General features: G+C 61.2%; 11 protein-coding genes. 1 reads left to right on the top strand and 10 read right to left on the bottom strand.

Translation table 11 applies throughout. The annotated features are described in order from the left end of the window. Positions 1-15: 15 nt before the first annotated feature. The 5 genes from H043_RS0120160 to H043_RS0120140 form a co-directional block, all read right to left on the bottom strand. Positions 16-1,005, bottom strand: coding sequence for an ABC transporter ATP-binding protein (locus H043_RS0120160; protein ID WP_027613359.1), 990 nt, complete (start codon positions 1,003-1,005; stop codon positions 16-18). Continuing rightward, entirely contained in the window at positions 1,002-1,802 is an 801-nt protein-coding gene (locus H043_RS0120155; RefSeq protein WP_007965346.1) for an ABC transporter permease, read from the bottom strand. The genes H043_RS0120160 and H043_RS0120155 overlap by 4 nt, the downstream gene beginning before the upstream one ends. Then, positions 1,789-2,625 carry an ABC transporter permease subunit gene (locus H043_RS0120150; RefSeq protein WP_177325647.1) on the bottom strand — a complete coding sequence of 279 codons (837 nt, stop codon included), beginning with the start codon at positions 2,623-2,625 and terminating at the stop codon, positions 1,789-1,791. The genes H043_RS0120155 and H043_RS0120150 overlap by 14 nt, the downstream gene beginning before the upstream one ends. Before the next feature lie 5 nt (positions 2,626-2,630). Then, on the bottom strand, positions 2,631-3,437 hold the full coding sequence (locus H043_RS0120145; RefSeq protein ID WP_027613357.1) for an alkaline phosphatase family protein: 807 nt from the start codon (positions 3,435-3,437) through the stop codon (positions 2,631-2,633). Positions 3,438-3,618: 181 nt separating this feature from the next. Then, the gene (locus tag H043_RS0120140; RefSeq protein WP_027613356.1) at positions 3,619-4,686 is read right to left on the bottom strand and encodes an ABC transporter substrate-binding protein; all 1,068 of its coding nucleotides are present in this window, start codon (positions 4,684-4,686) and stop codon (positions 3,619-3,621) included. 352 nt (positions 4,687-5,038) lie between these two features. On the opposite strand from H043_RS0120140, the gene H043_RS0120135 reads away from it, so the two are divergent. Continuing rightward, positions 5,039-5,752, top strand: a complete 714-nt coding sequence (locus tag H043_RS0120135; protein WP_027613355.1) for a UTRA domain-containing protein — start codon at positions 5,039-5,041, stop codon at positions 5,750-5,752. A 1,010-nt stretch (positions 5,753-6,762) separates the two neighbouring features. On the opposite strand, the gene H043_RS0120130 is transcribed toward H043_RS0120135, so the two are convergent. The 5 genes from H043_RS0120130 to H043_RS0120110 form a co-directional block, all read right to left on the bottom strand. After that, positions 6,763-8,097 (bottom strand): amidohydrolase, encoded by a 1,335-nt coding sequence (locus H043_RS0120130; protein ID WP_027613354.1) that lies wholly within the window; start codon positions 8,095-8,097, stop codon positions 6,763-6,765. A 66-nt stretch (positions 8,098-8,163) separates the two neighbouring features. Then, a complete protein-coding gene (locus tag H043_RS0120125; RefSeq protein WP_027613353.1) occupies positions 8,164-10,317 on the bottom strand; it encodes a mechanosensitive ion channel family protein in 2,154 nt (717 codons plus the stop codon). 77 nt (positions 10,318-10,394) lie between these two features. Continuing rightward, positions 10,395-10,571, bottom strand: a complete 177-nt coding sequence (locus H043_RS30475) for a hypothetical protein (RefSeq protein ID WP_007965354.1) — start codon at positions 10,569-10,571, stop codon at positions 10,395-10,397. Between the two features lie 188 nt (positions 10,572-10,759). Then, positions 10,760-12,049, bottom strand: a complete 1,290-nt coding sequence (locus H043_RS0120115) for a M18 family aminopeptidase (RefSeq protein WP_027613352.1) — start codon at positions 12,047-12,049, stop codon at positions 10,760-10,762. 172 nt (positions 12,050-12,221) lie between these two features. After that, complete coding sequence (locus H043_RS0120110; protein WP_027613351.1) at positions 12,222-13,319, bottom strand: hypothetical protein; 1,098 nt, start codon at positions 13,317-13,319, stop codon at positions 12,222-12,224. Positions 13,320-13,332 lie beyond the last annotated feature (13 nt).

The following is a 13,332-nucleotide window of genomic DNA, read 5'->3' as shown; positions in this document are numbered from 1 at the left end:
ACGTCAGCAAAGTCATCAGGCTACCTCACACAGGGCCGTCGGATCGATGGAAAGCGCCAGACGCTGCCCGTCGGGATGCAGATCCGCCGCCGAGCGGTTGAGCACGTCCACCACCAGTTCCACGCCACGCGCTTCGACTCGATAGCGGATCACGTTACCGAGCAGGCTGTGGCTGCGGATCTGCGCATCGAGTTCGCCATTGAGGCTCAGTTCGATGGCTTCCGGGCGAATCGCGATGCGGTGGTTGATCGGCCGTTGCAACAACTTCGAGGCGCTGTCGGCGTCAAGCAAGTTGTAGTTGCCGATGAAGCCTGCGGCGAATATGTCCACTGGTGCGGTGTAGAGGGTTTCGGCATCGCCGCTCTGCACGATCTTCCCTTGGTTCATCAGGAAAATCCGGTCGGACATGGTCAATGCTTCTTCCTGGTCGTGGGTGACGAAAATCGTGGTCAGGCCGAGTTCGCGCTGGATCTGCCGGATCTGTTCACGCAGGTGTTTGCGGATACGCGCATCCAGCGCCGACAGCGGTTCATCCAGCAGTAACAGGCGTGGACGGGTCACCAGCGAGCGGGCGAGGGCCACGCGTTGACACTGGCCGCCGGAGAGCTGATGCGGATAACGGCTGGCGAAGTCGTTGAGCTCAACCAGTTTCAGCACCTCGGCGACACGCTTGTGGCTGTCGTCCGAGTTGACTTTTTGCATGCGCAGGCCGAAGGCGACGTTCTGTTCGACGGTCATGTTGGGGAACAGCGCGTAGCTCTGGAACACCATCCCGATCCCGCGTTTCTGCGGGCTCAGCGGCACGATGTCGACGCCATCAAGCAGGATCTTGCCGCCATCCACCGGCGTCAGGCCGGCAATGCAGCGCAGCAGCGTGGACTTGCCGCAACCGGAAGGGCCGAGCAGGGTGACGAATTCGCCCTTGTTGATTTCGCAGTTGATGTCGCTGAACACGGTCGTGCCCGCGTAGTTTTTCTGCAGGTGTTGGACGCTGACATAGCTCATTCGCTTTTGTCCTTGTTCAAGATGTTGGCGATCCAGGTCAGGACCAGCACGAAAAAGAAGTACGAGATCACCAGCGCACTGGTGAAGTGGCCGCTGCTGTTGCGCATGTTGTTCAGGTACACCTGCAGGGTTTCGTAGCGCGTGCCAACGAGGATGTTGGCGAACACGAACTCACCGAACAGGAACGAGAACGACAGCAGCAACGCGACCATCAGGCCCTTGCGCAGGTTCGGCAGCACCACCAGAAATGCCGCCTGAAAGGTGCTGGCGCCGAGCAGTTGCGCAGCGTCCATCAGGTCGCGCAGGTTGATCGCCTGCAGGTTGTTGGTGATCGCCCGGTACATGAACGGCAGCGCCACGGTGAAGTAGCAACCGATCAGAATCCACGGTGTGCCGACCATCGCCAGCGGCCCGGAACCGTACAGTTGCAACAGACCCACCGACGACACCACCGGCGGCACCGCGAAGGGCAGCAGGATCAGGATGTTCATCAGCGCATCGAGTTTCGGGAAGTGGTAATGCACCACGAACAGCAGCGGCAGGATCAGCACCACCGACAGCACCAGCGCGCCGACGCACACCAGCAGCGACTGGCCGAAGGCATGCAGGAAGCGCGGGTCGCTCCACAACTGGAGGTACCACTTGAAGGTGAAACCGCTGGGCAGGATGGTCGCCGACCAACTGCTGGCAATCGAGTAGATCAGCGTGCCCACCAGCGGCAGCAGCAGAATCGCGAACAGCAGATAAACCACGACGCGGTGGTAGACGCCGGCCGGGCCGGATTCAGCGCGAGACATGGTAGCTCCTCTTCAACAGCAGTTGATGCACGACGGTGACGATAGTCATCAACGCCACCAGCACCACGGCCAGGGCACTGGCGAGATTCGGATCGAGGGAAATATCCCCGGAAACCATTGCCGCGATGCGGATCGGCAGCACGTTGAAGTTGCCGGTGGTCAAGGCGTACACCGTGGCGTAGGCGCCGAGGGCGTTGGCCAGCAGGATCACGAACGTGCCGAGCAGGGCCGGGGTCAGCACCGGCAGACCGATGTGCCGCCAGAACTGCCAGCCGTTGGCGCCGAGCAGCGCGGCGGATTCGCGCCAGTCTTCACGCAAGGCGTCGAACGCCGGGTACAGCAGCAGCACGCCGAGGGGAATCTGGAAGTAGGTGTAGAGGATGATCAGACCGGTTTTCGAGTACAGGTTGAAGTCCTGAATGACCCCGGCCTGCTTGAGCATGATGGTGATGCTGCCGTTGAAGCCGAGCAGGATGATGAACGCGAACGCCAGCGGCACCCCCGCGAAGTTGCTGGTCATGTTGGCGAAGGCATTCACGAAGTTGCGCAGTTTCGAGTCGACCCGGCGCAACGAATACGCACCGAGCACGGCGATGATGATGCCGAATACGCTCGACCAGAAACTGATCTCCAGGCTGTACTGAATCGCCTGCAAATAGAACTTCGAGCTGAAGATCTTGCTGAAGTTGGCGAAGCCCCAGCCGAACTCTTCCGATTGCAGGCTGTTGATCATCACCCAGACCAGCGGGGCGATTTCGAACACGATAAAGAACAGCGCGAACGGCACTAGACACAGGGCCGCCAGCCATTTGCCGCGAGTCATGGCATTCATTTGAGCAGCTCCCGGCACACAGGTTTGTCGTGAGGGACGCCGAGCAGTTCGCAGACGGTGCCGCAGATCTCGGTCTGCTTCGGCGCGGCGTCAGCATTCAGGCTGAAGGCGTTGCCGAGGATAAACAGCGGCACCTGGCGCTCTTCCGGTAGCAAGCCGTTGTGCGAGCGGTCGTTGTTCATGCCGTGATCGGCAGTCACCAGCACCTGATAACCCGCGTCGAGCCAGCCTTGCAGGTAGTCGGCGAGGATGATGTCCGCCGAGCGCGCGCTGTTGCGATATTGCGCGGAGTCGAGGCCGTGCTTGTGACCGGCGTCGTCGATGTTCATCGGGTGGATCAGCAGGAAGTTCGGCGCATGGCGCAGGCGCAGGTGTTCCGCGTCGGCGAACAGGTGCGAATCCGGGTAGTGATCGTTCCAGTAGAAATGCCCGTGCTGGATCGGTAACGCTGGATCGTCGGTATGACGGTCGCGGGCCGCTACGAACGGTGAGCGGTTGTACAGCTCGCTGACCCAGTGATAGGCCGCTGCGGCGGTTTTCAGGCCGGCGTCGCGGGCATAGTGATAGATGCTGCGCTGGTTGGACAGGCGCGCAACGTTGTTGTGGACGATGCCGCTGTCGATCGGCGGCACGCCGGTAAGGATGCATTCGTAAAGCGGTCGGGACAGGGCCGGCAACTCGCACTCCAACTGATAGAGCGCGGCGCGTCCTGCGCCAACGTAAGCCTGCAGATGCCCCATGGCGTGACGCGCGACCTCGTAATTGAGACCGTCGAGCACGACAAGGATGACGTTGTGCTTCATAGGGGCAAAAACTCCGCGAAAACAGGACATTTCAGATTCAACCTGGATCCCCTGTGGGAGCGGGCTTGCTCGCGAAGGCGGAGTGTCAGTCAATAGATGCTTGACTGATCCACCGCCTTCGCGAGCAAGCCCGCTCCCACATTTGGATCTCCAATGGATCCAGCAGTGGGGATTTACAGGATTACTTCATCTCTACGATGACTTCTTCGTTCCACTTCTGCGGCAGGGCCTTGGAGGTTTTTTCCCAGGCGTCGGCGTCCTTGATCGGCGTGACCTTCTTGTACTGCTCGTTCGGCAGCAGCTTGGCCTTCACGTCTTCCGGCAGTTGCAGGTGCTCGGCACGGATCGGACGAGCATTGCCGCGAGCGAGGTTGGTCTGGCCGGCGTCGCTGAAGATGTATTCGCGGGTCAGCTTGGCGGCGTTCGGGTTTTTCGCGTACTTGTTGATGATGGTGGTGTAGCCGGAAATCACCGAGCCATCCGACGGGATCAGCACCACGTAGTCATCCGGGTTGGCCATCTTGGCCTTGTAGCTCAGGCCGTTGAAGTCCCAGACCACGCCGACTTCGATCTCGCCTTTTTCCATGGTGGCGATGGTCGGGTTGGCCATCGACAGGCGACCTTGCTTGGCGATGTCTGCAAACAGCAGCAGGGCCGGCTGGATGTTCTTCTCGTCGCCACCGTTGGCCAGGGCAGCGGCCAGTACGCCGTTGGCGGCTTGCGCAGCGGTGCTCACGTCACCGATGGAAACCTTGTATTTGCCGCCCTTGAGGTCAGCCCATTTGGTCGGGACTTCGGAGCCGTGCAGCAGCTTCTTGTTGACGATGAAGGCGATGGTGCCGGTGTAGGCCAGTGCCCAGTTGCCGTCCTTGTCCTTGGCCCAGTCCGGGACTTGATCCCAGGTGCTTGGTTTGTACGGTTGCACCACGCCCTGCTTGACCGCGATCGGGCCGAAGGCGGCACCGACGTCGCCGATGTCGGCAGTGGCATTGTCTTTTTCGGCGGCGAACTTGGCGATTTCCTGGGCCGAGCTCATGTCGGTGTCGATGTGTTTCAGGCCATAGGTCTTGGCCAGGTCTTCCCAGGTGCCTTTCCAGTTGGCCCAGTCATCGGGCATGCCGACGCTGTTGACGGCGCCTTCCGCTTTCGCAGCGGCTTCGAGGGTTTTCAGGTCGGTACCCGCCGCCATGGCGGAGGTGCACATTGCAATGGTCGAGCCTAACAGTGTTGCCAGGAAAAGCTGTTTCATTCCGAAGCTCCTTGGTCGTGTTCAACGCTGCGATTGCGGTTTGTGTTGGTCTAGGTCAGCAATACCTGAGCCAATTTAAGGGGGTTGGATGACACTTTGATGTCGGCGGTCGCCCGGCAGGCCTTTTATTGGCCCGGGTTCGGCGCTTGCCCGGTAAGCGTAGACCAAGGTCAAAGCCCCGGCGGACAAGGGACTTGGCCGATGTATTGCAAGTCATGAGGGCGACCGTCGGGCGGGTTTGTCATCTCTCGGTCATCTGCACTGCCTAGGCTTGCAACACATGAAAACGGCTTGCAGGCCGTACGGTTTTTGCCCCGAAACAGTGCTGGTCTAGTCCAGATAGGTAACGTTGATGCGCGATGAGGCAACAAAAGCGGTGACAGCGATTGGTCAGGTGCTGCAGGAGCAACTTGATCACGGCCTGCTCGCGCCCGGGAGCAAGTTGCCGGCCGAGCGCAAGCTCAGCGAGTTGTTCGGCACTACGCGCATTACGGTGCGTGAGGCGCTGTTGCAACTGGAGGCGCAGGGGCAGATCTATCGCGAGGAGCGCCGTGGATGGTTCGTTTCGCCGCCACGTCTGGCGTACAACCTGATGCAGCGCAGTCATTTTCACGCGATGGTCAGTGCGCAGGGGCGGGTGCCGTCGACCGAGGTGATTTCGGCGCGGTTGCAGCCGGCATCGGTGGCGGTGTGTGCGTTGTTGCAGTTGCCTGCTTTGTCGAGCGTGATTCAGATTTGCCGGTCGCGGCGGATTGACGGGCGGCTGGTGTTGTATGTGGAGCATTATCTGAATCCGCAGTATTTTCCGGGGATTCTGGGGTTTGATTTGAATCAATCGATGACCGAGTTGTATGCGCGGCATTACGATTTGCACTATGGGCGGGTGCGGTTCGAGATTGTGCCGACGTCGTTGGCGGTGGATGCGGCGGCGGCTTTGCGGGTTTCTGTCGGGAGTCCGGGGTTACGGATTGCTCGGGTCAATTATGATCAGCATGAGCGGTTGATTGATTGTGATCTGGAGTTTTGGCGGCATGATGCGATTCACGTTGGTGTAGATGTTGTTTGACCTTGGCGGCCTTTGGGCCGACCAGGTTCTTGGGGTTTTGGGTGTATATCCGTTGCTTCGGGTGTTGCCACTGGCGGTTTCGCTTTTACAGCGAGTCCCTTTGGCAAACGCCCCAAAGGAACCAAAGGTCTGTGCCCTGACGTTCGGCCCGCTCGCTAAAGCTCGGGGTTCCTTCGCTCCGGGATCGATCCGGGCGCATCGCCTCCGGTTTGCTTCGCTGCACCTCCTCTCGATGTGTTCGACTTCGTCGAACGGTCGCTTCGCTCCCACCCCCGGATCAATCCCTCCGCTCAGCCTGCCGACGGGCCGGTGAGTCAAGATCAAGAGCTTTCGGCGAGCTGACACTCGGCCATGGAGTGGTGAAGAGCCTGCGGTCGGCTTTTGCTTTGCTGTAGGGGTGAGCCTGCTCGCGATAGCGACCTCCCAGCCGACCAATCTCCAACTGCCTGCACCCAATCCAACTGTGGGAGCTGGCCTGCCAGTGGTGGTGACCTCCCAGCCGACCAACTCCAACAGCCCACACCCATCCACTGTGGGAGCGAGCTTGCTCGCGAAGGCGGCCTGACAGCCGACCAATCTCCAACTGCCTGCACCCAATCCCACTGTGGGAGCGAGCCTGCTCGCGAAGGCGGCCTGACAGCCGACCAATCTCTAACTGCCTGCACCCAATCTCTCTGTGGGAGCTGGCCTGCCAGTGATGGTGACCTCCCAGCCGACCAATCTCCAACTGCCTGCACCCAATCCCACTGTGGGAGCGAGCCTGCTCGCGAAGGCGGCCTGACAGCCGACCAATCTCCAACTGCCTGCACCCAATCCCACTGTGGGAGCGAGCCTGCTCGCGAAGGCGGCCTGACAGCCGACCAATCTCCAACTGCCTGTACTCAATCCAACTGTGGGAGCTGGCTTGCCAGCGATGGCGGCCTGACAGCCGACCAATCTCTAACAGGCTGCACACGGTCAAATGTGGGAGCGAGCCTGCTCGCGAAGGCGCCCCCACTGTCACTTCATCTCTACTTGCCCGCCCCGGCACTGGCATACAAATAATCCGTCGCCAACGACGCCATCGTCCTCACCCCAACCACCAGCGCCGACTCATCCACAAAGAATCCCGGATTGTGATTCGGCGCCGCCTTGCTCATGTCCTGATCCCGTGGCGTCACCCCGAGAAACACAAACAGCCCGGGCACTTCCTTGGCGAAGAACGAGAAGTCTTCCGCGCCGCCCACCAGCGATGCATTGACCACGTCATCCTTGGCTGCCCACTTCAACGTCGGCAGCATTTTTTCCGTCAGTGCCGGGTTGTTGATCGTGGGGTCGTATTTTTCGATGATGGTGACGTCGGCTTTCGCGCCGCCGCTTTCGGCGATTTTTTCGATGGTCTGGCGTACGTCGGCGTGGAGTTTCTGGCGGATGCCGTAGTCGTAGGAGCGGATGGTGCCGCTCATGTCCACGGATTCGGGAATGATGTTGTAGCGGGTGCCGCCGTTGATGGTGCCGATGCTGACCACCGACGGGTAGGACGAAATGTCGGTGCGGCGACTGACCACGGTTTGCAGGCCGACGATGGTTTGTGCACCGACGGTGATCGGGTCGATGCCGTCCCACGGGCGGCCGGCGTGGGTTTGTTTGCCGAGGATTTTGATGCGCAGGTCGTCGGAGCTGGCCAGGGTGGCGCCGGGGCGGTAGGCGATCTGGCCGGCGGGGACGCCGGCCCAGACGTGGAGGCCGAAGACGGCGTCGGGTTTGGGGGATTTCATCACGCCTTCCTGCACCATCATTTTCGCGCCCCAGGTGTTTTTGCCGTCGGGGATGAAGTCGCTCGGGCCTTCTTCGGCGGGCTGGAAATAGAACACAACGGTGCCGGGCAGGGTATTGCGCAGGCCCGTGAGAATTTTCGCCGTGCTCAGCAGGATCGCGGTGTGGGCGTCGTGGCCGCAGGCGTGCATCACGTCGACTTCTTTGTCCAGATAAGTGCCTTTGGCTTTCGAGGCGAAGGGCAGGTCGGCGACTTCCTTGACCGGCAACGCGTCCATGTCGGCGCGCAAGGCCACGGTCGGGCCGGGCAGGGCGCCCTTGAGGATCGCGACCACGCCGGTGCGGGCGACGTTGGTTTTGACTTCCAGGCCCATGGCCTTCAGTTGTCTGGCGACCAGTTCCGCGGTGCGTGTTTCGGTGTTGCCCAGTTCCGGATGCGCGTGGATGTTGCGGCGGGTTTCCAGCAGTTGCGGTTCAAGTGCCTTGGCTTGCGTGGCGATCTGTTCGCGGGTGCTGTCCAGGGTGGCGGCGCTGGCGGTGCCGGCCAGCAGAGTGAGCAGAACGGTCTGGGCGATACGTGTCAGCTGCATCGGGTGTCTCCATGGTTATTGTTTTTCTGGCTTCCCTGCCTGTGACCCGAGTGTCTGCGCGAAGTGCTATTCCTTCGGCTGGCCACCGCCGGCAGTGATGACCTGGACGCTCATGCGTGGCGTCGCCAGATCGAGTCCGGCTTCGTCCAGATGGCGTTTGAGCGACAGGTTGAACGCTCGGGAAACTTCCCATTGTTTGATCGGTGCGGTCTTGAAGCGCGCTCGCAGAATCGCGCTGCCGGACTCGAAACTTTCCACGCCCTGAATCTCCAGCGGCGACCAGATGTTCCGCCGTTGCAGTGGGTCGGTGCGCATTTTCTGGCCGACTTCGCGCATCAGTTTGATCGCATCGTCGATTTCCATGTTGTACGGCACCGCCACGCGGAAGATCGCGTAGCCGAATTCCCGGGAGTAGTTCTTGATGCTTTTGATTTCGCTGAACGGGATGGTGTGGACGATGCCGTCGATGTCGCGCAGGCGCACGGTGCGGATGGTCAGGCCTTCGACAGTGCCGAGGTGGCCGCCGACGTCGACGTAGTCATCAATGGCCAGCGAATCTTCGATGATGATGAACAGGCCGGTGATCAGGTCCGCCACCAGCGACTGCGCACCGAAACCGATGGCCAGACCGATCACACCGGCACCGGCCAGCAGTGGCGTGACGTTCATGCCCATGTTCGCTAGGGCGACGATCAGCGCGATGATGAAAATCGCCACGAACAGCACGTTGCGGATCAGCGGCATCATCGTCTGCGCGCGGGCATTCGCCAGGCCTTTGCGCGAGCGGGTGAGGGCGTGGTGCACGGCGGTGTCGGCGAGGATCCAGATCAGCCAGGAGAAAATCAGCGTGCCGATCAGGCTGAACAGTTTGACGCTGACGTCATGCCCTTCGCCCTCGGCAAAGCCGATCAGCGACTTGCCCCACACGCGCAGGCCGAGCTCGATGAAGATCAGCCACACCAGCAGGTGGGCGAGGGTGTAGAAGAAGCTTTTCAGGCGCTCCGAGTACAACGCATGGCGCTTCGGCCCGCGTTGCGGTTTGAGTGAATGACGGCGCACGAGGCCGTTGATCACCATGCACATCACCAGCAGCACCGTGCAGATCAGCGACTGACGCAGGGCGGTGCTGGTGTCGCCGGCGGAGACGAAGGTGGCGAACAGCGAGATCCCGACCAGCACCAGCGCCGGCACGTACCAGAAGGTGCCGAGGATATCGATGGTGTCGCTGAGGGCGCGGCGGGTCAGGCGGCGGGACAACGGCTGGTTGCGGATCAGGTGCGCGATCGGCCGGCGGAAACGCAGGATGAACAGCCCGGTGAACAGCGCCGCGAGCACGTTGGTGATGGTCGCGGTGGTGTGCGCCAGGTGCACGCCGAGGCCTTCGACCAGGCGCGGGTCACTCAGCGCTTCACCGAATGCGGCGAAGCTGCCGATCAGCCACAACGGACGGAAGGCCTGATGCCGCAGGATGTACAACGCCCGGTGCCGGTGCGGGCCGTCGAGCAGCGAGAAGGCGATCACGCAGATCGCCGAGAAACAGGTGCCGACCACCAGCGCATAAGCCAGCACCATCGCCAGGCTTTTACCCAATGACGACGGCAGCGCGTAGCTCATGTAAACGGTGATGACCAATGCAATCAACCACGGCCCGAGCTTGCGCAGGGCGAAGCGCAGCATGTCGAGGGCCTTGGGATGCTGCGGCAGTTCTTCGGTCAGGCCGAAGCGCATGCGCACCCGGTGACCGAGCCAGATCAGCGCGGCGGCGAGCAGGCTCCAGACCATCAGGATCACCGCGAAGCCGAAGATGATCGGCAGCCATTCGCTGGCCGGCAACATCAGGTTGTCGAGTTCGTCCCTGGCCAGATCGAACTCGTCGGACCAGCGGGTCAGCGGGCTGTCGTCACCGGAGAACTGTTTCTCGAAGCTGGCCAGGGTGCCGCCGATCAGGCCCAGCACGCCTTCTTCCGGTGAAGCCTGGGCTTTCTTGGTGGCGTCGCGCAGCTTTTTCAGATCGCTCAGCAATTGCGTGCGTTGCTTGTCGTTTTCCAGCGACTTGATGACTTCATCCAGCGACTGGCCCAGCGGCTCTTGCGCCTCCGGCTGCGTCTTGGTGGTGTTCAGCAGCCCCGGCAGACCGACCGCCTGGGCAGGGGCCAACGGCAGCAGCGTCATCAGGCAGACAAGGAGCAGGCAGGGCAGAGCAAACAGACGAGCGAACACTAGGCGGTCAACCTCGCAAAGGGGCGAATTGAGCGAGTGTACGAGGCAGCCAGAATCAATGCGAGCCGGGCGCGGATTTATTCGTTGAGTTTGGCGAGGATCTTGTAGACCACGGTCGCCAGGATCATCAGCATGCCGACCCACATGGCAAACACACCGGCGTTCTTGTCGCGGAAGTTGAAGCCGATCGCCAGCAGGATCATCCCGGACAGAATCGGAATGAGCATCGCGTGAAAGGAGGACATCGAAATCATGGTGACTGCCTTGTCGAAGGGGATGATTTAAGTCTAGGTCGCTTTTGGCGGAGCGGTTCTGATGTGTATCAGAATTGAGTCAGTCCAATGATGAAATTGTGTTGTCTGGACTACCGCTTTCGCGAGCAGGCTCGCTCCCACCCTGGAATGCATTCCAAACTGTGGGAGCGAGCCTGCTCGCGAAGCTTTTAAGGCAACTCGCGGCTGGCGTAGAACGCGCTCAGCACTTTGACCAGGTGCGCCAGATCGTGGCTGCCGCACAGTTCGCGGATCGAGTGCATGGCGAAGGTCGGCAGGCCGATGTCGACGGTGCGCACGCCCAGGTGGCTGGCGGTGATCGGGCCGATGGTCGAGCCGCAGCCCATGTCGCTGCGCACCACGAAGCTCTGCACCGGTACTTCTTCGGCCATGCACAGGTGGCGGAAGAACCCGGCGGTTTCGCTGTTGGTGGCGTAGCGCTGGTTGCTGTTGACCTTGATCACCGGGCCGGCGTTGAGTTTCGGACCGTGGTTGGCGTCGTGCTTCTCGGCGTAGTTCGGGTGCACGCCGTGGGCATTGTCGGCTGAGACCAGCAGCGATTTCTGGATGGTGCGGACGAACTCGTCACCTTCCGGCAGCAGACGGCGCAGGGTCTGTTCGAGCATCGGGCCATCGGCACCGCACGCCGAGCAGGAGCCGACTTCTTCGTGGTCGTTGCACACCAGCACGCAGGTTTCTTCGGTGTCGGCAGTGAGCAGGGCTTGCAAGCCGGCGTAGCACGACAGCAGGTTGTCGAGGCGCGCACCGGCAATGAAGTCACCATGCAGGCCGATGACCGCCGCGCTCTGGGTGTCGTAGAAGCTCAGTTCGTAATCCAGCACCACATCGGCGTTCAGGCCATGTTCGCGGGCCAGTTGATCAGTCAGTACGGCGCGGAAGTCGACGCGTTCGTCGCCGGCGAATTGCGCGAGGATCGGCGGCAGCTCGGTCTGCGCGTTGATCGCCCAGCCCTGATTGGCTTCACGGTTCAGGTGAATCGCCAGGTTGGGAATGATCGCGATCGGCGCCTTGAAGTCGATCAGTTGGCTTTCGACCTTGCCGTCGCGACGGAAGGTGACGCGCCCGGCCAGCGACAGGTCGCGGTCAAACCACGGCGCCAGCAGCGCGCCGCCGTAGACTTCAACGCCCAGTTGCCAGAAGCCCTGACGTTGCAGTTCCGGTTGCGGCTTGACCCGCAGGCACGGGCTGTCGGTGTGGGCGCCGACCAGACGGATCCCGTCGTGCAGCGGCGAGTTGCGGCCCATTTTGATCGCGACGATCGAGGAGTCGTTACGGGTGACGTAATAGCGGCCGTTGGCCTCGGTGATCCATGGCTCGCGCTCGTCGAGGCGCACGTAACCGGCGGCCTCCAGACGCTGAACGAGGCTGGCGGTGGCGTGGAACGGGGTAGGGGAGGCCTTGAGGAAGTCGATCAGGCCTTGGTTCAACTCTTCGCGCATAAGAAGCTCCAGACAGCAATGGGCGCGAGTTTAACGCATCGGCCCGGGAATTGAATCCGGACAGGATCGGGGTGGGAGCGGGCTTACTCGCGAAAGCGGTGGGTCAGATGCAGATTCTTGGATGACACACCGCTTTCGCGAGCAAGCCCGCTCCCACAGGGGATGGTGTGGATCAGCGGGCGGCTACGCGTTTTTTCAAGTAGTTCATGATGACTTTTTCGTCCTCCGGTTTATCCGGACGCGGCAGCTGTTGCGGCCAGGACTTCTGGCTCAGCAGTTTTTTCTGCTGGCTCTCGTCCCAACGCAGAATTTCCCGCGAGGCGCATTCCCACCATTCGTGTCGGCAAACGCTGTAGTACGGATCTTCCGGCGCGGCGCTGCCGTACAGCAGATCACGACCGACCTTGCGCAGGGCACCTTTCTGGTGGCGCAGCTTCCATTTGATTTTCAATCGGCGCCAGGCCGAGGGGAACGGTTTGACCCGTGGCACATCGCTGCACAGATCCACCAGGCGCTGGCTGAACTGCTCGCCGTGCTGGGAGAAGAAGTACGTCTGCATCGCGTGGAAGAAACGTTTTTCCGCGAAGTAGTGGTAGACGTGTTTGCGCGCTTCCACCACCTGACGCTCGCGCATGGCATACGACAGGGCGATCTGTTCGATGGTGTGGATTTCGAAGCCGCCGAGTGTCCACTCATCAATCAGGCGGATCGACTCTTCGAACAGCGCTGAGTCGCTGTCGGTCACGCCGCACAAGCCGCTGTTGTAGAGCTTGAAACCGTTATCCGGCGTCACGCCGTGGCTGCGCAGGTCGCGACCGAGTTTTTGATAGTCGGGACGCTGGTGCACATCTTTCCAGTCGTACTCGAAGCGATCCATCACCGAGCGATTCGGCTCGATGAATTTGAACAGTTGGCTCGGGTGGCGGGTGAACAGGGTGTCGGTGTCGACGAACAGGGTTTTTTCCGCCCACTGCATGCCCGCGGCGATGGCGCAGGCCTTGCGGCGGTGGTGATAGCCGTGGGTGCCTTGCCAGCGGGTCAGGGTCGCTTCATCCAGCAACACCGTGTCGACCGGCCAGCCCGCATAGTCATCGGGGCGATCGGTGAGAATGCGGATCGCCGGAAGCTCGCCGTTTTTAGCCTGGGACAGCGCGGTCAGGATGCTGAACTTGGCTTCGCGCCGGTACACATCCTGATTGCCGTAAATCAGGTAAAGCAGTTGATGACGAACTTTCGTGAGGGGGGTTACCCGGGAATCAATACAACTCATCCGAAAACAAAAT

It is taken from the genome of Pseudomonas sp. URIL14HWK12:I6, from assembly GCF_000514195.1.
Classification (GTDB): domain Bacteria; phylum Pseudomonadota; class Gammaproteobacteria; order Pseudomonadales; family Pseudomonadaceae; genus Aquipseudomonas; species Aquipseudomonas putida_A.
This window is presented reverse-complemented; position numbering and strand designations above follow the sequence as displayed.

Excerpts from the sequence above, each read along its gene's own strand:
- H043_RS0120150 (WP_177325647.1), bottom strand. The coding sequence starts at position 2,625 with ATGACTCGCGGCAAATGGCTGGCGGCCCTGTGTCTAGTGCCGTTCGCG.
- H043_RS0120130 (WP_027613354.1), bottom strand. The coding sequence starts at position 8,097 with ATGCAGCTGACACGTATCGCCCAGACCGTTCTGCTCACTCTGCTGGCC.
- H043_RS0120135 (WP_027613355.1), top strand. The coding sequence starts at position 5,039 with ATGCGCGATGAGGCAACAAAAGCGGTGACAGCGATTGGTCAGGTGCTG.
- H043_RS0120110 (WP_027613351.1), bottom strand. The coding sequence starts at position 13,319 with ATGAGTTGTATTGATTCCCGGGTAACCCCCCTCACGAAAGTTCGTCAT.
- H043_RS0120160 (WP_027613359.1), bottom strand. The coding sequence starts at position 1,005 with ATGAGCTATGTCAGCGTCCAACACCTGCAGAAAAACTACGCGGGCACG.
- H043_RS0120115 (WP_027613352.1), bottom strand. The coding sequence starts at position 12,049 with ATGCGCGAAGAGTTGAACCAAGGCCTGATCGACTTCCTCAAGGCCTCC.
- H043_RS30475 (WP_007965354.1), bottom strand. The coding sequence starts at position 10,571 with ATGATTTCGATGTCCTCCTTTCACGCGATGCTCATTCCGATTCTGTCC.
- H043_RS0120155 (WP_007965346.1), bottom strand. The coding sequence starts at position 1,802 with ATGTCTCGCGCTGAATCCGGCCCGGCCGGCGTCTACCACCGCGTCGTG.
- H043_RS0120145 (WP_027613357.1), bottom strand. The coding sequence starts at position 3,437 with ATGAAGCACAACGTCATCCTTGTCGTGCTCGACGGTCTCAATTACGAG.
- H043_RS0120140 (WP_027613356.1), bottom strand. The coding sequence starts at position 4,686 with ATGAAACAGCTTTTCCTGGCAACACTGTTAGGCTCGACCATTGCAATG.